Source organism: Aquimarina sp. Aq78 (assembly GCF_900299525.1).
Lineage (GTDB): Bacteria > Bacteroidota > Bacteroidia > Flavobacteriales > Flavobacteriaceae > Aquimarina.
In genome coordinates this window covers 490,931-516,644 of the sequence record NZ_OMKA01000003.1, presented here as the reverse complement: position 1 = coordinate 516,644, position 25,714 = coordinate 490,931, and the positions used below count along the sequence as shown (strand labels likewise).

Annotated in this window: 21 protein-coding genes; 3 read left to right on the top strand and 18 right to left on the bottom strand. The window is 32.2% G+C overall.

The window, feature by feature from the left end; genetic code table 11:
* Positions 1 to 6 precede the first annotated feature (6 nt).
* Together DG435_RS07100 and DG435_RS07095 are read right to left on the bottom strand one after the other, a co-directional pair.
* Positions 7 to 771 carry a ParA family protein gene (locus tag DG435_RS07100; RefSeq protein WP_106792683.1) on the bottom strand — a complete coding sequence of 255 codons (765 nt, stop codon included), beginning with the start codon at positions 769 to 771 and terminating at the stop codon, positions 7 to 9.
* Between the two features lie 140 nt (positions 772 to 911).
* Positions 912 to 1,793 carry an SDR family oxidoreductase gene (locus tag DG435_RS07095; RefSeq protein WP_024768662.1) on the bottom strand — a complete coding sequence of 294 codons (882 nt, stop codon included), beginning with the start codon at positions 1,791 to 1,793 and terminating at the stop codon, positions 912 to 914.
* Between the two features lie 289 nt (positions 1,794 to 2,082).
* On the opposite strand from DG435_RS07095, the gene DG435_RS07090 reads away from it, so the two are divergent.
* Together DG435_RS07090 and DG435_RS07085 are read left to right on the top strand one after the other, a co-directional pair.
* The gene (locus DG435_RS07090; RefSeq protein WP_159025577.1) at positions 2,083 to 3,888 is read left to right on the top strand and encodes a carboxypeptidase-like regulatory domain-containing protein; all 1,806 of its coding nucleotides are present in this window, start codon (positions 2,083 to 2,085) and stop codon (positions 3,886 to 3,888) included.
* Between the two features lie 201 nt (positions 3,889 to 4,089).
* The gene (locus DG435_RS07085) at positions 4,090 to 5,820 is read left to right on the top strand and encodes a carboxypeptidase-like regulatory domain-containing protein (RefSeq protein WP_159025578.1); all 1,731 of its coding nucleotides are present in this window, start codon (positions 4,090 to 4,092) and stop codon (positions 5,818 to 5,820) included.
* Between the two features lie 3 nt (positions 5,821 to 5,823).
* On the opposite strand, the gene scpA is transcribed toward DG435_RS07085, so the two are convergent.
* The 16 genes from scpA to DG435_RS07005 form a co-directional block, all read right to left on the bottom strand.
* Entirely contained in the window at positions 5,824 to 7,956 is a 2,133-nt protein-coding gene (gene scpA / locus DG435_RS07080) for a methylmalonyl-CoA mutase (RefSeq protein ID WP_106792686.1), read from the bottom strand.
* 121 nt (positions 7,957 to 8,077) lie between these two features.
* Positions 8,078 to 8,704, bottom strand: a complete 627-nt coding sequence (locus tag DG435_RS07075) for a hypothetical protein (protein WP_159025579.1) — start codon at positions 8,702 to 8,704, stop codon at positions 8,078 to 8,080.
* A 210-nt stretch (positions 8,705 to 8,914) separates the two neighbouring features.
* Positions 8,915 to 9,559, bottom strand: coding sequence for a hypothetical protein (locus tag DG435_RS07070; RefSeq protein ID WP_106792688.1), 645 nt, complete (start codon positions 9,557 to 9,559; stop codon positions 8,915 to 8,917).
* Between the two features lie 67 nt (positions 9,560 to 9,626).
* Positions 9,627 to 10,994 carry a methylmalonyl-CoA mutase subunit beta gene (locus DG435_RS07065; protein ID WP_106792689.1) on the bottom strand — a complete coding sequence of 456 codons (1,368 nt, stop codon included), beginning with the start codon at positions 10,992 to 10,994 and terminating at the stop codon, positions 9,627 to 9,629.
* Positions 10,987 to 11,301: a septum formation initiator family protein gene (locus tag DG435_RS07060; protein WP_051473670.1), complete on the bottom strand. Its 315-nt coding sequence runs from the start codon at positions 11,299 to 11,301 to the stop codon at positions 10,987 to 10,989. Before DG435_RS07060 ends, DG435_RS07065 begins: the two co-directional genes overlap by 8 nt.
* An 83-nt stretch (positions 11,302 to 11,384) precedes the next feature.
* On the bottom strand, positions 11,385 to 11,993 hold the full coding sequence (gene udk, locus DG435_RS07055; protein WP_106792690.1) for a uridine kinase: 609 nt from the start codon (positions 11,991 to 11,993) through the stop codon (positions 11,385 to 11,387).
* Positions 11,994 to 12,109: 116 nt separating this feature from the next.
* The gene (locus DG435_RS07050) at positions 12,110 to 13,195 is read right to left on the bottom strand and encodes an anhydro-N-acetylmuramic acid kinase (RefSeq protein ID WP_106792691.1); all 1,086 of its coding nucleotides are present in this window, start codon (positions 13,193 to 13,195) and stop codon (positions 12,110 to 12,112) included.
* A 6-nt stretch (positions 13,196 to 13,201) separates the two neighbouring features.
* On the bottom strand, positions 13,202 to 14,776 hold the full coding sequence (locus DG435_RS07045) for a glycoside hydrolase family 3 protein (RefSeq protein ID WP_234387094.1): 1,575 nt from the start codon (positions 14,774 to 14,776) through the stop codon (positions 13,202 to 13,204).
* Positions 14,777 to 14,780: 4 nt separating this feature from the next.
* Complete coding sequence (locus DG435_RS07040; protein ID WP_106792692.1) at positions 14,781 to 16,052, bottom strand: MFS transporter; 1,272 nt, start codon at positions 16,050 to 16,052, stop codon at positions 14,781 to 14,783.
* A gap of 52 nt (positions 16,053 to 16,104) precedes the next feature.
* Positions 16,105 to 16,842 carry a hypothetical protein gene (locus DG435_RS07035; RefSeq protein WP_159025580.1) on the bottom strand — a complete coding sequence of 246 codons (738 nt, stop codon included), beginning with the start codon at positions 16,840 to 16,842 and terminating at the stop codon, positions 16,105 to 16,107.
* A gap of 134 nt (positions 16,843 to 16,976) precedes the next feature.
* Positions 16,977 to 17,441, bottom strand: a complete 465-nt coding sequence (locus tag DG435_RS07030; RefSeq protein ID WP_106792694.1) for a cytochrome c — start codon at positions 17,439 to 17,441, stop codon at positions 16,977 to 16,979.
* A 19-nt stretch (positions 17,442 to 17,460) separates the two neighbouring features.
* Entirely contained in the window at positions 17,461 to 18,576 is a 1,116-nt protein-coding gene (locus DG435_RS07025) for a PQQ-dependent sugar dehydrogenase (protein WP_106792695.1), read from the bottom strand.
* A gap of 41 nt (positions 18,577 to 18,617) precedes the next feature.
* Complete coding sequence (locus DG435_RS07020) at positions 18,618 to 20,912, bottom strand: TonB-dependent receptor domain-containing protein (RefSeq protein ID WP_106792696.1); 2,295 nt, start codon at positions 20,910 to 20,912, stop codon at positions 18,618 to 18,620.
* A 475-nt stretch (positions 20,913 to 21,387) separates the two neighbouring features.
* Positions 21,388 to 22,203 carry a mechanosensitive ion channel gene (locus DG435_RS07015; RefSeq protein ID WP_106792697.1) on the bottom strand — a complete coding sequence of 272 codons (816 nt, stop codon included), beginning with the start codon at positions 22,201 to 22,203 and terminating at the stop codon, positions 21,388 to 21,390.
* Positions 22,204 to 22,224: 21 nt separating this feature from the next.
* Positions 22,225 to 22,407, bottom strand: a complete 183-nt coding sequence (locus DG435_RS07010) for a hypothetical protein (protein WP_024768642.1) — start codon at positions 22,405 to 22,407, stop codon at positions 22,225 to 22,227.
* 29 nt (positions 22,408 to 22,436) lie between these two features.
* On the bottom strand, positions 22,437 to 23,006 hold the full coding sequence (locus DG435_RS07005; protein ID WP_106792698.1) for an RNA polymerase sigma factor: 570 nt from the start codon (positions 23,004 to 23,006) through the stop codon (positions 22,437 to 22,439).
* Between the two features lie 377 nt (positions 23,007 to 23,383).
* Here DG435_RS07005 and DG435_RS07000 point away from each other — a divergent pair, with 377 nt between their 5' ends.
* Positions 23,384 to 25,711: an outer membrane beta-barrel family protein gene (locus tag DG435_RS07000; RefSeq protein ID WP_106792699.1), complete on the top strand. Its 2,328-nt coding sequence runs from the start codon at positions 23,384 to 23,386 to the stop codon at positions 25,709 to 25,711.
* Positions 25,712 to 25,714 lie beyond the last annotated feature (3 nt).

The window sequence follows — 25,714 nt, the reverse complement described above, 5'->3', positions numbered from 1 at the left end:
GAATCCTTAACTATTTTTCTTAATAATTTCGTGTGCCAAACTTAAGTAATTACTAGCACCTTTACTAGAAGCATCATAATTAATTATGCTTTCACCGTAACTTGGAGCCTCACTTAAACGAATATTCCTCTGAATGATAGTTTTAAACACCATTTCATTAAAGTGTTTTTGAACTTCTTCTACTACCTGATTAGATAATCTTAATCTAGAGTCATACATCGTTAACAATAACCCTTCGATATCCAAATTTTTATTATGGATTTTTTGTACGCTTTTTACTGTGTTTAAAAGTTTTCCTAGCCCTTCTAATGCAAAATATTCACACTGAATAGGAATCATTACCGAATCAGCGGCGGTTAACGCATTTAAAGTTAACAAGCCGAGAGAAGGTGCACAATCTATGAGGATATAGTCATATTTTGACTTTAACCCTTCGATTGCTTTTTTCATCATATACTCACGTTGATCTTTATCAACAAGCTCTATTTCTATTGCAACCAAGTCAATATGTGCAGGGATAATATGCACATTAGGAGAATTGGTTTCTAAAATTGCATCTTCAGACTTTATGGTATGTTCTAGAATTTGATACGTCCCTTTTTCAATATTTTCGACATCTAACCCTAGTCCAGAAGTTGCATTGGCCTGTGGATCTGCATCGATAAGGAGTACTTTTTTCTCTAAAACACCTAGAGAAGCCGCTAAGTTTACAGAGGTGGTAGTTTTACCTACACCACCTTTTTGATTTGCAATTGCTATTATTTTACCCATGAGGGGAGATTTGGATTTAGTAGCGATAAAAATACAATTTATTATATATTATAAAAATGAAAAATGTTAACAGTAGGAAAAAAAAAGACCATCCCCCTTTAAGGATGGTCTAACGTACTTTTATTATTGTTAATAAATACTTATTTATTTTTTTTTGCTCTGATCATTGCTTCCAGTTGATCCCACATTTCTTCGGGGATTTGTTCAAGAAGATTAAATTGTCCTGCTCCTTTTAACCATTCACCACCATCTAATGTAACAACTTCGCCATTTACATAGGCAGAAAAATCAGATACCAAATAAGCCGCAAGATTAGCAAGTTCCTGATGATCCCCTACACGAGCTAAAGGTACTTGTTTAGCCATATCGATCTTATCTTTTAAATCACCTGGTAAAAGGCGGTCCCATGCTCCTTTTGTAGGAAAAGGACCCGGAGCGATCGCATTAAAACGCATTCCGTATTTTGCCCATTCTACAGCTAATGATCGGGTCATTGCTAAAACTCCCGCTTTTGCAGTAGCACTAGGTACTACATACGCCGAACCTGTCCAGGCATATGTTGTCACGATATTTAGAACGACAGTGTTTTTGTAATTATTTTTAATCCAGTGTTTTCCAAAAGCTAGTGTACAGTTTTTAGTGCCTTTTAACACAATGTCAATAATGATATCAAATGCACGATGCGATAAACGCTCTGTAGGAGAAATAAAATTTCCTGCAGCATTATTAAGTAACACATCTACCGAACCAAAAGCTTCAAGAACCTTGTCTCTCATTGCTTCTACTTGATCATATTCTCTTACATCACATTGCACTGGTAAACAGGTACCGCCTGTTTCTGATTCTAGCTCTTTGGCCGTGTTTTGTAATTTTTCTAGATTACGCGAAGTAATGGCAACATTGGCTCCAAGTTCTAGAAAATATCTCGTCATAGATTTTCCTAATCCGCTACCCCCACCGGTAACAACGATATTTTTTCCTTTTAGTGCTCCATCACGAAGCATTTTATCTTTATAATTCATATTTGTATCAGTATTCTGCTAAGATAACAAGTTATAATTATAAACTATGCATGCATAGTTTATTTTTGTTTTCTTTTTAATGTTTAGCTAAAATACTATTATTTATAATGCTTAAAGTAGTGTGGGATTAAAAAATAATTATCTAATTATTGTGATTACCTATAATCATTAGAAAAGTCATACGTCATACTTCCATAACATTGCCTAATTATTTTTGTGTATTTTTATAAAAACACTACCACTATTTTTGGTGTGTATTATTTGGGAAAAGGAATATATTATTGAAATTATGATTATAAAAGCGAAACAACTACCCCTGTGCACGATAGGAATATATACTGCTTATTTTATTAGCAAAATGATTTTAAAAAAGCATTTAGTTTTTAAAACCTTATTTCTAGTGGTAATCATGGGAAATTATGCTTCTGTCTTTGGTCAGTCAAGATCAAAACTAAAGGAAATTTCGGGATATGTAACTTATAATGATTCTCCTATAGAAAATGCAAATGTCATAGTAAAGAATACAGGTGTAAAAACAACTACAAATAAAAAAGGGTATTATAAAATTAAAGCTGCTGAGAAAGAAATTATAGAGTTTTCTTCTGTTGGTATGAAGCCAGTTGAGATTATGGTTGAAGACGTCACTAAACGTCTTAATATAGCTATGGTTGATGAGTTAAATGAACTTGGAGAAGTGGTGCTTAAGACTAATAAAAAGAAGAATAGTTATAGAGAAGAAGAAGAGTCTACAATAACAACTTCTTATGGGAAAATCAATAAAAAAAGTGTCTCATATGGCAGAATAAAGAAGATTAGAGGTAAAGAGCTTACAGTTCAAGGAACCAGCTTAATTGAAACACTAAGTGGTATTGTAAAATATCTAAGTATTGAAAAAGGTAGAGTACGAATAGTGCCTAATTTGTCTATTTCAAGCCCTGAAGAAAGTTTAGCAATTTGGGATATTGATGGTACTGTATACGAATATCCTCCTAACTTGGCAGTAGGAGATATTGATAAAGTTACTGTGCTAAAATCCGTGTCCGCAACTACAAAATATGGTATGCGAGGGTCGGGAGGTGTAATTGTTGTAAGAACCATAGGTGTCAAATCAAAAAAACAAAAAAAAAGAAAGAAGAAAAAAGGAAAACAAAATGGTTATGGGAATGGAGCTGTTCCTTATACCTCGGTAGAATCTAAGACTCCTTTCCTTACCACTCTGGATACAATTTCTGATCATGAAACATTGTCTAAATTTTTTCAGGGACTTTCCTCTAATTATTTAGAAACTCCTGATTTTTATCTGGATGTTTCTAAATATTTTAAAACGGAGAAAAACAACGATTCCATATCGTTACAGGTGCTATCTGATGCTCAAGATATTTTTAAGAATGACCCAGAAGCATTGAAGGCTATCGCATATACATATCAAGAACGAGGTTTACATCAAAAAGCTGTTGATGTATATACCAAACTTGTAGAATTAAGACCATCTTATGCACAATCATATAGAGATCTGGCAAATGCATATACAGAGAATAAACAATATAAAAAAGCCTGGAATATGTATCTTCAATATTTACGAGAAGGTAATTATATACTTGAAGAAGGGATTGAAAAAGTGGTATATAGTGAGATGGCATTTTTATATACACTAAAAAAGGGAGCAGCTGGTATTAAAGAAAATTCTGAGATTAAGGGATTGGGATTGCAAAATTCAAAAAGCGATATCCGTTTAGTGTTTGAGTGGGATACCTCTGAAGCAGAGTTTGCAATAGAATTTGTTGATCCCCAATCTAGAGCATTTAATTTTGAGCATTCTCAGGAAAAGGATAGTAACCGTATTATGGATGAAAAGCAAAGAGGATATTCTTCTAATGAATTTTATCTTTATGATTTGACCGAGGGGAATTGGTTTATTAATATAACATATTTAGGAAATAAAAAGGATAAACCTTCTTATGTAAAAGCCTCAGTATATAGAAATTGGGGTAAGATTAATCAAACCAAAGAGGTCAAACTTTTTAAACTCAAAAGAAAAAATTATAAAATGGGACTATTAAAATTGAATTCAAAACTACCTAATTCAGAATATTGATTACTTAAATAGTTAATAAAAACATAAAAATTACTATTTATCGTCTCTATGCATAAATACGGCAAAATCTTTGTGGAGTTAAAAAATGAATTAAAATCAAATTCGTAATAACCTTTATAAGGTTGATTTCTTCATTTAATTCTACTCATAATGCCTGCAAAAAAACACTCAGCTTTTTTGATGATTTTAATCATGACGATAATGGGGAATTTTCCTGCCCTTTTTGCTCAGTCTAAATCAAACCTAAATAGAATCTATGGATATGTTACTTCAAATAATATCCCTCTAAAGAATGTAAATGTTTCAATACAAGATAAAAATAGAAGAACTATTACCGATGAAAATGGATATTATTATATAGAGGCTTCAGAAAAAGAAGTCATTTATTTTTCTTTTGTAGGAAAAAAACCAGTAGAAGTTATTGTAGAAGATGTCACTCAGTTTCTTAATATAAAGATGATCGAAGATGTCAATACACTAGATGAAGTATTAGTTAAAACTAATCGTCATGAGAAACATTCTATGAAGAATAAGCCTAAATTATCTAAACTGAAAACAGCATATGGGGAAATTGATCTAAGAAGTTCACCATTTGCTTCTAAAATTGTAAAAGGAGAAGATCTTAATGTAGGAGCTATTGATTTAATAGAAGCGATTAGGGGACGTATTCCAATTTATGGTGTTGTCTATCAAGGTTCGGATCCTGTAGGTAATGAAGGTATGACAGTGGGGCATGGTAAAAAAAGAGTTAGAATTTTACCTAGAGTTTATACTATGTTTAATGAAGGAAGTGGACTGGCAATTTGGGATGTTGATGGCTTTGTTTATGAGGAAGCACCCCATATTGATTTGAATGATATTGCATATGTAGCCGTACTTAGATCTGTTGCGGCAAGAACAAAATATGGAACAAGAGGAGCAGGAGGAGTTATTGTTGTTACTACAAAGAGTTCTATGTTGCGTAAAACACTTAAAAGAAAGCTTGGAACCAATGAAAATCAGTATCAAAATAATGCTTTTCCTTATATTGATAAAGAATCTAATATTATAGGTGTCTTAGAGAAAACAGATTCGAATATCAGCGAAAAAAAAGTGTATGAAACCTATAAAACCCTATCTGCAAAATATCAAAATTCACCAAGTTTTTATCTTGATGTAGCTAATTACTTTAGGCAAGAAAAAGAAAACAACAAACTTTCCTTGTTAGTGCTGGCAGATATGGAAAAGATGTTTGATAAAAATGCAGAGGCACTTAAAGCTCTTGCCTACAAATACCAGGAATTGGGTGAAAAGTTGAAAGCTTTGAATGTTTATAATAAGATTATTCATTTAAGACCATCTTATGCACAATCATTTCGCGACTTAGCTAATGTTTATTCAGAAAACAAAGAGTATCAGAATGCTTGGGATATGTATATACGATATTTACGCAGAGGTTTTAAATTAGAAGAGAAGGGTATAGAGCAAGTTGTTTATAATGAAATGAAGTACTTGTATGCACAAAAAAAAGAGGAAGCAAAAATTAAAGAAATTTTTAGGATTAAGAAAGAGGAAGAAGAAACGTTAACCAGTGATGTTCGTGTTGTTTTTGAATGGAATACCTCTGAGGCAGAATTCTTATTGGAATTTGTAGATCCTCAATTAAATTCTTTTGTTTATGAGCATTCTTGGGCAAAAAATAGTGATCGTATTTCAGATGAGAAACTAAAAGGATATTCTTCTGATGAATTTTTTATTTATGATTTAGGTAAAGGAGAGTGGCTTATAAATATCACTTATCTAGGAAATAAAAAGTATGCTCCCACATATTTAAAAGCAACAGTTTACAAGAATTGGGGAAGAGAAAATCAAACAAATCATATAAAACTATTCAAACTCAATAGTTATAACCACAAGATGCAATTGTTTAAGTTTAACTCAATATTTAGATAATATCTACTTAAATACAGAAATTAAAATCTCTAAGATAGTGATTGCTGCATCACTTATTTTTGTTCCTGGCCCAAAAATAGCAACTGCACCTGCTTCAAAGAGAACATCGTAGTCATCAGGAGGGATCACACCACCAACAATAACCATTATGTCTTCTCTTCCATATTTTTTAAGCTCTTCGACAATTTGAGGAACCAAAGTTTTATGCCCTCCAGCAAGTGAAGATACTCCTACAATATGTACATCATTTTCTACAGCTTGTTTTGCGGCTTCAACAGGAGTTTGAAATAACGGGCCAATATCTACATCAAAACCTACATCGGCATAACTGGTTGCAACTACTTTTGCACCACGGTCATGACCATCTTGTCCCATTTTGGCAATCATAATCCTCGGTCTACGACCTTCTAATTTAGCGTATTGATTTGCTAATTCTCTTGCTTTATTAAAAGAAGCATCATCTTTTATTTCTTTTGCATACACACCCGTAAATGATTTGATTTCTGCTTTATATCTTCCAAACTCTTTTTCTAAGGCATCACTGATTTCTCCTAGCGTAGCTCTCAGTCTTGCGGCTTCTACTGCTAAAGCTAATAAATTTTGACTTTCATTAGTCGCTGCTATAGTTAAATTATGCAATGCTTTTTGTACAGCCTGCTCATCTCTTGAAGCTTTTACTTTATTAAGTCCTTCTATTTGCTGAGTTCTCACAGCTTGATTATCTACTTTTAGAGTACTAATAGCCTCTTCTTCTTCTAGTTTAAACTTATTAACCCCTATGATGATGTCTTGTTCGCTATCGATTCTGGCTTGTTTACGTGCAGCGGCTTCTTCTATTCTCATTTTTGGGATTCCTGCTTCAATAGCTTTGGTCATTCCTCCCAGTTCTTCTACTTCTTCAATAAGCTTCCAAGCTTTTTCGGCAATATCGTTAGTTAAGGATTCTACGTAATAACTCCCTGCCCATGGATCAACTGTGCGGGTAATCTGAGTTTCTTCTTGTAGATATATCTGTGTATTTCTGGCAATTCTTGCAGAAAAATCTGTAGGCAGTGCAATGGCTTCATCTAGTGCATTGGTGTGTAAACTCTGTGTTCCGCCAAAAGCAGCAGCACTTGCTTCTATACAAGTACGTGCCACATTATTAAATGGATCTTGTGCAGTAAGACTCCATCCACTAGTTTGACAATGCGTACGGAGCATTAAAGATTTTGGGTTTTTTGGATTAAACTGCTGGATCAATTTGGCCCATAGCATGCGTGCTGCACGCATTTTAGCAATTTCCATAAAATGATTCATGCCAATTGCCCAAAAGAAAGAAAGACGCGGTGCAAATGAATCGACATCCATACCTGCTTCAATTCCTTTTCTAATATACTCTAACCCATCTGCTAATGTGTATGCCAATTCGATATCACAGGTAGCACCAGCTTCCTGCATGTGGTAACCAGAGATACTTATAGGGTTAAACTTTGGCATATTTTTAGAGCAATATTTAAAAATATCACCAATGATTCGCATAGATGGAGCGGGAGGGTAAACGTAAGTATTACGTACCATGAACTCTTTTAAGATATCATTTTGAATAGTTCCAGAAAGAAGGTTTTTATCTACACCTTGTTCTTCTGCTGCTACAATATAAAATGCCATAATGGGTAAAACAGCTCCATTCATAGTCATAGAAACAGACATTTTATCGAGTGGAATCTGATCAAATAAAACTTTCATATCCTCTACAGTATCAATCGCTACTCCAGCCATACCTACATCACCAAACACACGTTCATGATCACTGTCATATCCACGGTGTGTAGCCAGATCAAAAGCTACAGATAGTCCTTTTTGTCCCGCAGCAAGGTTTCTGCGATAAAAAGCATTACTTTCTTCTGCAGTAGAAAAACCTGCATATTGTCGTATTGTCCAAGGTCTACGAACATACATCGTAGAATATGGACCACGTAAATAGGGAGGGACTCCAGCAGAAAAATTAAGATGATCTACATCACTAATATCATCTTTTTCGTAAAAGGATTTTATATCAACTCCCTCTGAAGTAGTAAATGTAGAAATCTGTTGCTGTTTATCAAGGGTAACTTCTTTTGATAACTGGATATGTTGTACGTCTTTTCTATTCATTACTCAAAACCTCATTTTTAAAAATGATAAATTAACAAGGCTATAAATTTAAGGTTTTAAAAACGATTTTTATTAAAAAAAAACGGATTCAAGTTTAAGTTTTTAGAGAATAGTAAAAAAATTACTTAAATGCCTTTTCGATAACCATTAAGATGGAGTAATATACATCAAAAGCTATAAAGTTTTTTATTTCTATTGCACAAAACTCTTTGTCGGGAATATAGTAGATTCTTTGCGAAATTAATGAAGTACTAACATTACCATCTTCTTCGAGAGTAGAAATAATATCTTTAAAGTCATCGCTATCACTTGTGTTTTTAAGGCATTGAATATATCCGCCTCTATAATTGAAAATTAAGATTTCTTCTCCATTTTTTTTACTTGTAGTGGGTGTAGACTTTTTTACAGCTTCTTGATTTTCGTATTCGCTTAATTTGATCCAAAGAGAGTTTTTATTATTAGCAATCTTTTTGAATTCTCGAGCGAGTTTAATAGAGTTATCAGATGGGAGTTTTCTTAAATCAATCGATAAACTGGCAACCTCGGCTAAGAAAGTTCGATAGGTTTTTATAGAATCTGTACCAAATTTATAGTGAGCAAATAGGTCATTCTCAAAAGAATCATATGCTTTTTTTATGATACCGGTTTCATCTACACTAAGGCAGTCATAACCAGACTGAGAATAAGTCACCTTTAAGCATATAAATAAAGTTATGACTATAATTCTAGATCTAATCTTAAGGGGCATTGATTTAGATTTAGTAATGTTAATGTATAGGCTAAATTTTATAATTCAGCCGGGAAGTTAACAATAAGTTAGCAAATATTAACGTTTTATTGTATTTTTTTCTTAAATCCGAAATTATTGCCGTTGTTTTTTGTGAAATTCAATATCAAATGAAATAAGGAGGTAACACCTTAAGTGACTTATGTATAGGTGTCATATTTTCTTAGGTAATTACCCAAATGCTTTCTCTATTACTAACAAAATAGAGTAATAGATATCAAAAGCGATGAAACTTTTTACCTCATGGGTGTTAAATTCTTCTCTTGGTAAATCATGCAATCTTTGTGCGATTAGAGAAGGACTTACATTACCATCAAGCTCTAAAGTATTTACAATATCCTTAAACCCTTCGCTATTGCTATTGTTTTTTAAGCATTGGATAAACCCACCACGATAATTAAATGTCAAAACTTCTTCTTCTTTTTGTTGATTAGTTTTTGGGCCAGAAGTATTTTTTGAAGCCACCATTTCTTCATCATATTGACTTAATAAAACCCAAAGAGAATTTCTATCGGTAGCTTTTTTCTTGTATATACGCGCTAGTTGTATAGAATTCTTAGAAGGAAGCTCTCTTAGGTTTATGGATAAACTATATACTTCATTAAGAAACGTTTGGTACGTTCTTATGGTATCATTGTTAAATTTATAATGATGAAATAAATCTTTTTCAAAGGAATCAAAAGATTGTTTTAGTAATCCTTGATTGTCAATCTTGAGGCAGTCAAAATTTTGTTCAGTGGCTTGAGTATTACCTGTAGTACATATAAATAGAACTAAAAAAAATAATACAACCGTATATTTAATCTTTAGGGGCATGAGATTAATATTTAGTTATAAAAAAAGTATTGCTTCCTTGTAAAGTACGAAAAATTAACGACTTATGCTATGAGTTCACGGTTTTTCTTTCTATTTCCTGAGGCAATCTTTTTGCTATTATTGGAGATAAAAGTGTTTTTCGAACTCTTTTTTCTGGAAATACCGGTTTTTGAAATTCTGGAATATGTTCTTCGGGATTTTGATATTTATTGGTCCCTGTTAATATAATTTCTTGATTATTAAATAATTCTTGCTCTTTTTCGGCACTTTCTTTTATTTTTTTCTGAATAACTCCTGATTTTAATTGATTCAGGAAACCACCGCCTTCCTCAATATTTTTAAATATTGATAATGCTTTATCGGCCATTTGTTTTGTTATACTCTCAATATAGTAAGATCCTGAAGCAGGATTAGCAACCAGATCAAAGTAGCTTTCGTTTTTTAGAATTAAAAGTTGATTTAACGAAATTCTCGTCCCAAAATCATTTTCGAGATGATAAATATCGTCATAAGGTAGATTTTGAATGGTATCGGCACCTCCTAATATTGCACTCATACATTCTGTAGTAGTACGTAACATATTTACATTATAATCCAGAATGGTCTTGTTTCTATATGATGGATATGCTAAAATATGGCACTCTGTTGTAGCATTATATTCTGGGGCCAAGGTGCTCCATAATATTCTAAGAGCTCTTAGTTTAGCTATTTCAAAAAAGTAATTACCACCCACCGCAACTTTAAAAACTACAGGCGTTTTTTCTAAAAGTGTATTTGTAGCGTTCTCAAAATGATTTAAGTATTCATTGGCATGAGCTAATCCATATGCTAATTGTTGTACCATTGTAGCGCCAGCATTTTGATACAACCCTATATTGATGCTAATACTGTTTTTTAGATGTTTATTTTTAGTGATTTGATCTAATGAAACATGATCTTCTTTTAATGTCTTATACCAGTTTCCTGTACTTGCCAGATTATTAATAATATCTGTTAATATATAAATACTTAGATTAATTTCTTTGGCAATATCATTTAGTTTTTGAACATAAGAAGGAGAAAGAAATTCAGTTTCTATAAAAACAGAAGTATCAGAGGTAATATGTTGTAAAAGACTTTTTGGGTCAATATCTTCTTGTGAGATCACAAAATGAATACTTTCGGCACCTTTTTTAATAGCTTCCAAGGCTTTTTGGTTACCAATAATAGCTGTGCTGACTACTATTTTTACAGAATTTTTCCAAGTAGAAGGATGAGATACAGAACCGTTTTCGATACTGTCCTCCTCGTTGTAAAAAGGTTTTATGTCAATACCTTCTAAAGATTTATAAATCAATGCTTCATTATAATCTGCACCTTTGAGATCAAATTGAATTTTTTGTTTCCATTGTTTTGCAGAAACTTCTTCAAAACCATCGAATAGGGATTTAGTCATCTTTTTTGTTTTTAGGTACACTATCTTCATACTCAATAATGTATATTTCTTCATTATCTCGCTTCATAAAATATTCTTCTCTTGCGAATTTTTCAAGCTCGCTACTGTCTTTTAATACTTTAATATCCTTCTGATCCTTTACAATCTCCTTCATATAGTATTCCTTATTATCTTCAAGCTCCTGGATTTCCTCATCTAATTCTCTATGAATCAACCAGGAATTGGTGTCGAAAAACAGCATCCAAACTATAAATAACAGAATAATGAGTACATATTTATTTAAAAATATGGCAAATATCGGGATCAACGCCGGTTTATTTTTTAGTTTCTGAAAATATTGTTTTAGCTTCAATCTAATTGAGAATAATATTCGTTGTAAAGGTACAAAAGTTAATTCAAGCGTTCTTTGATAATGGTACGTACAATATCAATAGCTACATTATTATAGTTGTTGTTGGGTATAATAAGATCAGCAAATTCTTTGGTTGGATCAATGAATTGTTGATGCATAGGTTTTAATGTGTTTTGGTATCTATCCAAAACTTCATCCATATCGCGTCCACGCTCTGCTATATCCCTTTTAAGTCTCCGTATTAGTCGTTCATCACTATCTGTTTGTACATATATTTTTATATCAAACATTTCCCGGATTTTTGGATTGGTAAGTATTAAAATTCCTTCAACGATGATTACTTTGCTTGGTGCTGTACTAACAGTTTCACTAGTACGATTATGTTCTACAAAAGAATATACAGGTTGTTCTATTGTTTCACCTTTTCTAAGTGCGGTCAAATGTTGACCTAATAGTTCGAAATCTATAGATTGTGGATGATCAAAGTTTATTTTAACTCGTTCTTCGTATGTGAGATGACTTGTATCTTTATAGTATGAGTCTTGTGATATGACACAAACTTCATTTTCTGGTAATTCATTTACAATTTGATTGACAACAGTAGTTTTACCACAGCCTGTTCCTCCGGCGATACCGATAATTAGCATTTCTGATTTTTTTGACAAATTTAAAGATTGTTTTTGAGTAATTGCGCATCAAATTTCTATTGTCGTAAAAGTTATTGTATACCTTCTGTTAGATCAAAGAAATATACAAGAGGTTTTTATGACGGATAATATAGAACTCCAGAGGAAGAATCTTTCCTGGCTCCGGTAACAGATTGCAGGCAATTTACCTCATTTCTTTCTCTAAGTACTCCCATAAAAGCAAAGATCAGTGCTTCTTTAAAATCAATAATCTCTTCTGATGGAATAACTACGGTTGCAAAGCCGTCTAATTTTTGTTGCAATGTTTGGATAAGAAAATCATTTTTTGCACCACCACCGGTTACCAGTATAGAACTGTTTTTATGCTTAGTTTTTTTAATTGCATCTGCTATTTGAGTAGCAATATGGTGAACGGCTGTATGTAAAATATTTTCTGTAGAATCCTGATTATGAACAATAATAGGCATCATTTCTTCGGTAAACCATTCATATCCTAAAGATTTTGGAAACGGAAGCTTATAATACGATAGATTATTTAAAGTATCTAGTAAGGTAGGATTTAAGATACCTGTTTTAGCGATCGCCCCACCTTTATCATATGCTTTATCTATAGTCGAACAAATAAAATTAAGTAGCATATTGGCAGGCGAAATATCATAAGCAATTCTTTTTTCTCCACTATTAAAAGAGATATTGCTAATCCCACCCAAATTAAGACAAAAATCATATTGACCAAATAACAACTGATCACCTATAGGAACTAGAGGGGCTCCCTGGCCACCCAGGGCAACATCATTGGTTCTAAAATCACAGATTACTTTTTGCTCACATGCATTAGCCAGATGTTGTCCAGATCCTATTTGATATGTTAATCCAATTTCGGGTTGATGAAAAACAGTGTGACCATGACTCGCTACAAAATCTACCTGAATATTGTTTTGATTCATGAATTTTTTTACCTGATTACCCAACCAACTTCCATATTCGTTATGAAAAGTCAATAAAGCCCTTGGTTCGAGATGTACTGTGTTTTTTAATTGTTCTTTAAAAGTAATGTCATAATCAATACTATCATTATTAATAATAGAGAATATCCAGGTATCATTTTTCTTTTCAAATGAGCAATAAACGATATCCAATCCGTCAAGAGAAGTCCCAGACATTAAACCGATTGTAGTGTATTGATTTTTAACCGAACTCATATCTTTTTATATTGAAAGTTGTACAGGAGATAGACCAATGGCTTTATGTTTCCCAAGAAAGTGTTTGGCTCCTACCTCTTGAAAAGTTTTAAAATTCTGATATACAAGTACTATATTATTTATATTCTTAGTCTGTAATATTCTCAAAACATATGGATTACCAAACAAATATAAAGTTACATTTTTTGTCTTACTTAGTTTTTCTATAGTTTGCCGTATCTCTGGATCTATACCAAACTCATGCATTGGTTTTATCGAAGGAGGAAACAATGCTATAAGAATATTATTACCAGAAATGGTAGTAGAAAATGGTTGAGTATATCTTGATTTATTAAACTGTTTGTATTGTTTAATTTCTTCGAAAAAGGTACAATTTTCGCTATTTCCTATAACTACAGCTTCAAAACTTTCGGTATCAAATTTTTCAAAACTTTCTTTATCCGACTTATAATGAGTAAGTGATGCTTTAGCAATGTTACTATTTAAAGAAACTCCTTTTTCAGGATCAAAAGTAGGGTTCGAGATATTCTTTTCAAATGCATCCTTTTTAAGCTTTTGAATTCTTGTAAAACTTTCTTCAATTTGCTTGTCGGTTGCATTTTTTTCTATGATACGAATACCTTCTGCTACATGCTCTGCAAAACATAGAATGTCATTACCTGCATCAAATGCTTTCCACTCTAATATTCCTTTTTCGGGATATAATTTAGAAACACTATGCATATTAAGGGCATCAGAAATAACAACACCTTCGAAACCCAATTCATTTCTTAATACTCCTTTTATAATATCTTTTGACAAAGTAGCGGATATATCTTTTCCTTTGGTTAAAGAAGGTACAGCGAGGTGCCCGATCAAAATGCTATCAATTCCCGATGCTATTGCTTTTATAAATGGATACAGTTCTTCATCATATAATTCTTGTCGGGTTTTGGAGATTACAGGAAGTCCAAGGTGCGAATCTACAGCGGTATCCCCGTGTCCTGGAAAATGCTTAAAACAGCCTAAAACTCCCGAAGCTTTAAGTCCTTTGTAAAATGCTAAAGATTTAAGTGTAACCTGTTCTTTTTTCTCACCAAATGAACGATAACCGATTACAGGGTTATTAGGGTTGACATTAATATCGGCGACAGGAGCTAGATTGAGGTGAATTCCTACACTTTTAAGATCATTTCCTATGTATTTTCCTACTTCGGTAATCAAATCTGATTGGTCATCGGGTATTGCTCCTAATGTTATAGCATAAGGGTATTGAGGTGTATTCTCTACACGCATAGCCAATCCCCATTCTGCATCAATACTAATTAGTAGTGGAGTAGGAGCTATGTTTTGATAATGTGTTATAAGTTCTGCTAGTCGTTTAGCGCTGTCTTCATTTCGAATCACTTTTTTCTTGCCTTCAAAGTTGGTAGCAGCACTAGCTCTACTATGAAAAAAGGTAAGGCCTCCTACTTTGTGATCTTGTATTAATTTTTCAACTTCTTTTATTTCTTGATCCGTGTCATTAATAAATGCAGCAGGAAAGAAAAACTGACCAATTTTTTCGATTTTGGAAAGGTTAGATAGATTCATTGCTTGCATTAATTTAATTTTTGTCTTTCTTTCCGTAAGTAGCGGGATATTGGATGTATCGAGTAAGGATAATGCCAGGAATTGCCGCAATGGCTACCCATATAAAGAATCCGGTATATCCAAGAACCTCCTGGATGAAACCACTAATCATACCTGGTAACATCATACCTAAAGCCATAAATCCTGTTGCGATTGCATAATGAGAAGTTTTAGAAACACCCTCTGCTACATATATCAAAAACATAAGATAAGCAGCAAATCCAAATCCATACCCGAATTGTTCTATAATAACAACTAATGTAACAGATACTACAGAAGATGCTTCCCAGAAGCTTAACAAAATATATAATATATTAGGCAGATTTAAAGCTAGAATCATAGGAAGCATCCACTTTTTTAATCCATATACCGAAATAGCAATACCTCCCAGAATTCCTCCTATGGTTAAGGCTATAATTCCGAATGTACCATAAATAGTACCTACTTCGGTAGTGGATAATGCCAGTCCACCAGCTTCTTTCTGATCTAATAAAAAGGGAGAAGCCATTTTTACCAATTGAGATTCTCCTAATCTGTAAAGAAGGATAAAGGCAAGAACAACACCTATTTGTTTTTTTTGAAAGAAGGTTTTAAAAACATCGAAGAAACGCATTGGTTTTTCTTTAGAAGCCTCGGTTTCATTTTCTACTTTTGGAGTTGCAAAAAGATTGATTACTGTTAATACAATCATGAAAACAGCAGTAATGATCATGGTATAAGACCATGCTTTTTGATTATTCCCATAATGTTCTTCTAAAAAGCCAGCAAGTACGACAATTAACCCTTGCCCTGTTACCATAGCCAAGCGGTAAAAAGTACTACGTACTCCTAAAAAAAAGGATTGCTTTTTTTGTGTAAGGCTAATAAGGTAATATCCATCAGAAGCAATATCGTTTGTGGCTGATGCAAATGCGGCTATCCAGAAACAGGAAAGACTAAGAACAAAGAAATTATTAGTAGGGATCGTTAAGCCTACTCCCAAAAATGCTATAGCAATAAGGAGTTGCATGCCTAAAAACCAATTACGCTTAGTACTTTTAATATCTACAAACGGGCTCCATAGTGGTTTTATAACCCAAGGAAGGTAGAGCCAACTGGTATACAATCCAATATCGGCATTACTAATTCCTAGTTTCTTATACATGATTACAGAAAACGTGATGATAATTACATATGGTAATCCTTCTGTAAAATATAATGAAGGCACCCAAGCCCAGGCATTTTTGTCTTTATTAGGTTCTGTCATGAATTGTTATTAAGGAAAGAAAGATACTTATAAATTATTAGTAATACCTGATTTATATTTTATCAATATAATCTAGTTCTAGCTTATCCAGATCTATCTCTGGGAGCGACTTTTTATAAAAAAAATCAATGATTTGATCCACAAGATACGAATTGATTTTTTCCATTTTTTTTTCTTCAATCATAGTGAAGACATTCATTGCTTCGGCCTTTTTAAACTCTTTGATTAGTTTATCGGGCTTTTTAACTGCATCCATACCGTTATACTTCTCCATTTTTTTCTTCATCCATCTATGGCTAACTAGTTTTATATGACTATCATGAACATCTTTCCTTAGAAGGTCTATCCGTTCTATATTATTTTTTGCTTCCTTCTGTGTACGATTTAGTTGTATTTTAGCTTTGGTAAATTGCCTTTCGAATTTAAAATCAAGACGACGCATATCGTGTTTCAGGTCTTGGATTACTTCATAAAGTGCATTATCATATATGGTTAAGAACTCTTCATACGCATACAATGCATCAAGAAATACAATAGCATCCTTTCGATATAATCTAGGTATTGGTTGATCTTTTACTCTTTTAAATAAACCGGCAAGTTCTACTTGTTTTTCTTCAGGGATGTTTGTAAACCATGAGTTATTCTTTAACGCTCTTAATTTTGTAGTGATCTCAAATCTGGTACCCTTATAAAGTTCTGATTTATAACTAAACCTATATGTATTGGGATTTTCTTGAGCGTTAACATGGTACATGATTAGAAATACAGAAATAAATGCTAAGAATTTCATACACCATGTTTAGTTGGTAAGAGTTTTTTTAGACTATAATGAAATAACATTAACGTAATATACGGTTTGATTGTTATATAATTTATAATAAATTCTATATTTTATCAACCTTGGGTTATATTCTAAGAAAAATGTTATTTTTCAACTTTACCAACTTCTTCAACGGTAACCATTTTTTTCTGGGTATTACCCCAACTATTCATAATGTAATTCATTACATCTGCAATTTCTTCGTCTTCAAGACCTAATGACGTCATCGCACTATTATAAGTCTTTCCGTTAACTTTGATAGGACCATTTAACCCATATTTGATAGAATAGATGCTTTCTTTTCGTTTGTTAACTAACCAATCTGATCCTGCCAAAGGCGGAAATACATTAGGAGATCCTTTTCCATCCGGAAGATGACATTGCATACAAAAATCAGTATAAATCTCGTTTCCGCGAGCGATACTTTCTGATAATTTGGCATCTTGAATTTTTGATACAGGATATAGAACATATTCGATATCTGGTTTTTCTTGTTGTGCAACAAGTGAAATACTTATGATCAATATGGTAATTTCTATTATGAAGAAACGTTTTAAATATTTTTTCATGCGTTTACATGTTTCTAATTTAATTAGGAATTATTTTTACAATACCTTTATTTTCTACTGCTACATAGATATAACCGTCAGGTCCTTGCCTTACATTACGAATACGCCCCATACCATCTAATAATTTTTTTCGTCCTGTAACTTTTTTATCTGTCAATTCTACCAGTTCGAGATATTGAAATACTAGAGAACCTACTAATAGGTTATTTTTCCATTGGGGATAAATATCACTTGTAATAAAATCCATTCCGCTTGGAGCGATAGAAGGAACCCAGTAGTATAAAGGCTGTTTCATCCCTTCTTTTTTAGTGATATCTGTAATAGATGTACCACTATAATTAATACCATAAGTGATTACTGGCCACCCATAGTTTGTACCTTTTATAATTGGATTAATTTCATCACCACCCTTTGGGCCATGTTCATGAACCCAGATTGTACCATCGGGATGTATTGCCATTCCTTGTGGATTACGATGACCATAAGAAAAGATAGCTTTTTTTGCACCACTTTTGGTAACAAAAGGGTTATCTTTAGGAATAGTACCATCATCATTAAGGCGGTATATTTTTCCTCCATCTCTGGTAATATCTTGAGGATTTACATCTCTATTACCGCGATCTCCAATAGAAAAGTAGAGATATCCTTCATTATCAAATTCTATTCGTGATCCAAAATGATGCCCTTTTGTAGTATTAGGGGTTCCTTTATAAAGTTTTTCTATACTAGTTAGTTGATTGTTTTTTAGTTTGGCTCTAATTAAAGCTGTGTTGCCACCTTTTTCTGTACCTTCTTTAGAAGAATATGTGATATATAACCATCCGTTATCTTTATATTTTGGATGTAACTCTATATCCAACAACCCACCTTGATTACGATTATATACTTCTGGGATATTGCCAATAGAAGTTTTATTACCATTCTTAAAATGGATTAATTCTCCACTTTTTTCAGTAATAAGCATACTACCATCAGGCAGCCAAGCCATTCCCCAAGGGATTTGTAAATCAGGAACAACAACTTCTGTGGTATAGTTTTTAGGATCACCTTCTAAGGTAATATCATTTTCTTTTTGTTGCTGTGCGCAAGCCGAAAACACAATAGTTAGAAAGATTAAAAATGACGAGATTTTCATAAGTTTTTTGTTGATTTCCGAAAAATACAAAGAAATATTAGTTATAATCTATAATTTATGTTAATCCCTGCGTATGCATTAAGTGGTAAACCAGGATAGAAATACCTGGGAGAATTACCACCAAACCCTCTGGCATTGATTTGTAATTGAGAGGCATACTTAGTGTCTAAAATATTGTTTGCGCCAAAAAATAAGTCATACCTAAAGTGAGGTCCAATGTTATTTTTGAAACCTACTTTACCATGTAATAATTCATAGTTTTTGCTAAATGTTGTATTTGCATCATTTGCAGGTATTTTACCTACAGTCTGAAAGCTAAGGTTACCATAAAACCCTTTTTGAGCTATAAATTCAATTCCAGAATTGGTAACTTCAGAAGGAACACCGGTAAGATCGTTATTCGAAAAATCATTATCCAAATCTACAAAGTCATCAAATTTATGGTCATATATTGATGCATTGAAAAAGAATTTTAATACTCCTGAGTTTACTTTTATAATATCGAAATTCAATTCTAATTCGGCACCATTATGTATGGTTTTTCCTGCATTAATAGCAAAGAAATTATCATCGATAGTTCTTCTTGAAACCAAAAGATCTTTAGCTCTAAATTGATATAATGATAAAGACCCATAGAGCATATCCTGTAATAGACTATATCGGGTACCGATCTCATAATTCCAACCTATTTCGGGTTTTATATCGGGATTAAAAAGACCATCAGGCAATAGTGTTTCTGAAGTAGTAGGAGTAGAGAAACCGTGGGCAATGTTTCCGTAGAGCGTAAATTGAGAATTTAGAGAATAATTTATTCCAATTTTGGGAGAGAATATGGGATCAAAATCGAATTTGCCAGAGCTATCTTCTCCATCAGATAAGAATTGATCATCGATATCAAAAAAAGTCTGATTGAGATTTATGCCAACATTTACTCTAAACTTCTTATTAATCTTATAATTTGCTTCAGCAAAAATGTTGTAATAGTATCGTTTTTCATCGAGATCAGAAAGTTGATTGCCTTGTACACTACCTGTTCCAGTAGGAAAATCCTGATATAAATTTTCAAAAGTCTTACCAGTATAATAATCAAAGAATAATTCTCCACCTGCGGTCCAGTTTAATTCCTTACCAGCAATTATATGAGTGCCCAAAACTCGGTTTCTAATACCAAAACTTGTTGCATTTTCTTTTAATATATTAAAAGGTCTAGACTCGTCATTGTTTCTAAAAGAACTAAAAACACTAGTATTATGTGATGTTTTTGGACTATATTTATGTCTCCAGGTTACTCCTAATAGTCCATAATCAACATCTTCCAAACCTTGAGCACGCCCCCAGGTAAATGCGGCCTGTCTTGGATTGTTTTCAAAATTTTCCTGATCTAATGAACTGGGGATACCAGCATTAAGATTAACATAACTTCCTACTATCGAAAAATTGTTTTTCTTTCCAGCATCAAAACCAGAGGCCAGTGTTACTGTATTTCGATCATATTTATTATTATCTCGGTATCCATCAGTATGATTATTGCTATACAGTACTGTAATATTAGATTTTTCTTTAGATATGGCGGCCTTAGCCAGAATTCTTCTTAATCCATAACTCCCAAAGGATGTAGTTAATTCACTCTCAGAAGTATTTGTGTTTGCAAATTCGGGTTGAAATAAGATAGTTCCTCCTAATCCCACACCATAACTGCTTGAAGAAGGTCCTTTATGAATTTCTATACTGGATAAAGCACCGAGTTCTAAATCCTCTATAGAAGATTCTCCATTTCCATCGGTTAATGGAATATCCCCAAAATAGGCTCTTATATTAGCTGTGCCAAATAAGTTTCTGGCTCCGATTCCTCTAATTGTAATTCTATTGGTATTTAATGTACCATTTTGCATAAAAACACCAGCAACTCTATTGAGAACGGGGTGTAACTCAATTGAGTTTCCACGATTAATATCACTAGCTGTAATAGAAGAGACAGCCTCTGCTGCATACTTATGTTTTTGTGGACGAAAATGATCTTCTATCACAACCTCAACTAAATTTGTAATGGGAACTAATGCTATTACAATGTATTCATCCTTAATATGGTTATGTTTGTTAACATCTATAGAAGTTTCAGTATAACCATCTTTGAAAAACTTTATTTTGCCTAAAGACTTTATAGTGAACTTGCCATCAGTATCAGTGAAAACTTTGATATTACTGTCTGTATCAAGAACATTTACATTGGCTATTGGAAGTTTATTCGAACTATTTATGACAATTCCTTTAGTGTCAAATTGTGAGTATACAGAAAAGTGACAAGCGAGTACTAAAAATAAAAATATTCTTTTCAAGATTTGTTTTTCCTCAAATATCGGAAACTAGAGGCAATTGGGTTTAAAAAACATGATTGTGTTAATGAATATTATGATTTTTTAACGATCAGATGGAGTAATTCTTACACCGAAGAAAATATACAACTGTACTATGAAGTGAAAAGTGTTCATTTTTTATAGAGGCCAGTTGTTATATAAATTCCCCTTATCAACTGACCTGCTATAAAAAACAGAATTATCCAAAAAAACAATGTCATTTTTGGACCCCCTAAATATTTTCTTCTTTTTTATTTATATTATGTAATTGTCTCTTATCCTTCGTATATTCAAACCAATTACGAACTATTAGTATAATTAGTACTATTAGTATTATAACTTGAACAGCAATCAATGCAATCATCTTTCCCTTTTTACAAGAAGTATAATAAAACTTCTATTTTTATCCGTTATATAGTTTTGACACATAAAAAAAAGAAAAGTCACTTTAGATTCATTACTTTATAATTTCAACTTTTTTATCTGCTATAAGTTTAATGGGATAGACTACTCTGTTATTATCATTGCTTTCTACTGTCATGCTAATATTATCGATAGAAATAATAACTCCTTCATCACCTTCGATTCTAATTTTTTGTCCTACTTCAAAATTCTTCTTAGAATAAAAACCTAGTAATAATCTATACACAACATCTCTGGAACCTAAACCTAATGCAAGTACAAAAGTGGCTAAAAAAGCTCCCAGGATTAGAGAAAGGTTGTTTGTTATGATACTAGTATTGATACCTGCTTGATTTAAAGCAGTAATCGAAACAATAGCTACAATACTAAAAAAGAGGATAGAGCTTATTAGTTTAGCTCCACTAAGATCCAAAGATTTTAGCAAAGCATAAACAGATTTTCTTACTAAAGAAGCCAGGTATAATCCTAATCCTAAAATTACGATCGAACTGAATATTTTGGGTAAATAATCGATTAACCTTCCTGCACCATTCGAAACCATATTTAAACCAAACATATCAGCTCCGACAATGACCAATACAAGAATTAGAAACCACTTAACAAAAGCTAGAATTATTTTGGTAGGTTCGATTTTGGTAGCAGAATTAAAAAGAGTCCCGTTATCACTAATTTTAGATACCAAAGTATCAATTTTGGTTAGCTTCAAGGATTTTTTTAATATAAAAAGAATGAGTTTTACAATCATCCACCCGACTAAAATGAACAAAATGGCACCAATTATATTAGGCATAATCTCATATAGTTCATTAAATATATTTTCAATCAATTTAAAATTTAGAAATTTTTCCATACGATTTTTGGAGGTTAGTCTTTAATTTTTGTTAGAACGACTTACTATTTTAAAAAGTTCTTCAAGAGAATTTGGATATTTTATAGCAAATAAATCAGCCAGATCTAGTGATAGCTTTACTATTTCGACATCATCGAGTACCTTTTCCTTGATAGAAGCAGGTAATTCTTCATTTTGAATAATTTTTTTAAATGGATTTTTCATTTTTTGTGGGGTATTAGGTTTAAAAGGTGTTATAAGGTTTTATATGAGTTCACTAATCTAGATTTGGCTCGGCTTAATCTCATTTTTACTGCACTACTGCCAATGTTTAGAGCTTTTTCAATTTCTTTTATAGATAGATCATCCTGATATTTCATCATTAAAATGATTTTATCTTCTGGTTCAATTTTTTTTAGCGCCATTGCAAGTTTTTTGGACTTTAATTTCATCATATCTTCATCGTCTATCTCTTCGGGTGGGTATTCAACGATAATATCATCGATAGATACGATTTTCTCTTTTTTCTTTTTTTGAATCCTTTGTACATAATTCACACAGAAATTATAGGTAAATGAGTACAACCAGGTAGAAAATTTAGAATTTCCTTTAAATGTTTTTAGCTTGGCGAATAAAAGAACAAAAATATCGTGTGTTAAATCTTGTGCCTCTTCATTAGACTTTACAAAACTCAAGCATTTATTATATATAGTTTTTGCATATCTGTCATAAAGAATTGCATATAGCTTAGTATCCTTACTTTTGGCTATTTTGTAAACAAGCTCTTTATCCTCCAAATTTTCATCCAGTTCTGTCTTCTTCAACCTGTATTTTTATTACATATAATCCCTCTAAATAGTTTAGACACAGTATGTCTAAAAAAGTCACTTTTAATTTTATTTCTTTATTTCAAAGTGATTGCTGTACTCCTGTTATGATTTGTTTTAAAGTGATGTATTATGGTATTAAAATATCCAAAACACAAATCTTTAGGGTATGAGTGAAGGTTTAAAAGAGTTCAAAAAAATATTTTTGAAACCTTAATTTAAGCAAAAAATAAAAGTAATAGTATGATTTATAAAGATTTCTTGTTTTTTAAAACTAGTTTTTAAGCAGTTAACAGATGAACTGAGAACTTTCACAGATTAAAATTTTCTAAAAAAGATAGACGTATCACTTTTGAGATATCAAAATCGAAAGAATGATACGAACAGTAAGTTTTATACTATTTTTTTTTATAGGATTCTCAATTATGAGTGGTCAGGAAATAAAAATGTTGAAAGGAACGGTAAAAGATCAGATAACCCAGGAAATTATCCCTTATGCTACAGTAGCAGCTTATAATAATAAAGGAGAATTAGTTGATGGTATTTCGACTAATGATCAGGGTCAATTTCTACTAGAGACAGACAAAATATTTACATATTTTGAAGTTAGTTTTATTGGTTATCAAACTACTCTGGTTCAATTTTCTGAAGTTGGCGATCCAACCAATATTTCAATTAGACTGCAATCGATGGCAAGCACTCTAGACGAAATTGTTATCGAGGCTGACCGAACAACCACACAGCTTAAAATCGATAGAAAAATTATCGATATAGGAGCAGATATTCAACAATCTGGCACTACAGCACTCGAAGCTTTTGATCAAATAACAGATATACAGACTGATTTAGGAACTGGTAATATTTCATTAAGAGGTAGTGACAATGTGAAATTGTTGATCAATGGGAAACCTTCTTCCTTAGATGCAGTAGAGTTATTAGAGCAAATCCCATCATCTTCTATAAAAACTGTAGAAATTATTACTTCTCCATCAGCAAAATATCAGGCAGATGGGTTATCAGGTGTTATTAATGTGATCTTGAAAAGAAATATAAATAGAGGATTTAACCTTAATCTTAATAGTGCACTAGGAACAAAGCGATATAGCTATGGTATTGATGGAAACTATAACCTTTCATTTATGAACTTAAGATTTAACGCCTCGCAATCTGGAAGAGAAATGGATAGCAAACAAACTATTAATCGATCTTTTATAAATGGTGATACTCAAAGTATTTTTACTCCCCACGATTTTAATGGAAAAATAAAAAGAGGAGTAATTGGATTAGACTTTTTTGTGGATGAACATAATGAATTCTCTTTGGGATTTGATTATACCGATGATTATCATAGTTTTTATAATAACTCACAATATTTTGATGTGACTGATCGTGATGATTTTACATATACTCGTAACTCAGCACATTCACATTTTACTTCTGTTTTTAATGCTAATTACCGTAGAGGATTTAATAAAGAAGGACATTTTTTAGAGATTGACTATAATCTTAATAATAATAAAAATGAGTATCCAGCTTCTGATTTTGAAGATGATGTTTTTTTGTTTGATCAAACAATAGAAGAAGATAATACAATCCATGCCATATCATTAGACTATGCATTGCCTGTTTCAGAAAAAATTCAAATAGAAACTGGTGCATCCTGGAATAGAAGTGATACAAAAAACCAACAGTTTTTTGGACCAAATAATGCAGTGTCTACATTAAATACATTTGATTATGAAGAAGAACTTTTAGGTATCTATGGGCTTACAAAATTTAATATTCAAAAATTAGATTGGCAAGTTGGATTGCGATATGAATATTTCTCATCAAAATCTCAAAATACGTTAAATTCATCAACAACCGATTTACATTTTTCTAATCTTTTTCCTTCAATTCATGTAGCCTATACCTTTAGTGAAGATAATACACTGGGGTTGGGGTATAGCAAACGAATTTCCAGACCTAATTTACATCATATTAACCCTTTTCAGCTAGGAAATCCCTTTTTTAGATTTGATGGTAACCCAGGATTAAAACCAGAATCAAGTGATAATATTGAACTTAATTACCAAAATAATAAGAGAAAATTAAGTTGGTCTGTTGCCACATTTTATCGCTACAGAAAAGATGTTATTCTTTGGGTAAATACTATAGAAGATAATAATGTACAGGTGATCTCATTTCAAAATATTGGGATAAATCATTCATTGGGTATTGAAGCTACTGCAAAATATAAGTTTACTAAGTATTGGAATACTATACTTACCGGGAATTATTATTACACAATGACAGATCAGAACAATCTGGTTACCTGGGATGAATTATACTCGTCTAATCTACAATTAAAAAATACATTTAAAATCACTAAAAAGGTGAGTACAGATATAACATATCGACATACACCCAAGAGACAAAATGCTTTTAATTATATAGAACCAAGACATAGAGTTGATTGGGCGGTAAGAGCAAAATTTTTGAATAATAAATTAACGGCCAACTTAAGAGTGATAGATGTATTAGATGATAACTTAATGAAACGAAATACACGTACTACCGAGTTTAGCCAACGTACTGTTTGGAAGTTTCAATCACAAACACTGGGATTTCTATTTAGTCTTAAGTATACACTCTTTAAAAATGGGGATAGAGCAAGAAATAGAAAAGAGCGAGAATATAGACATAATCATTCTAGCAATTAAAAA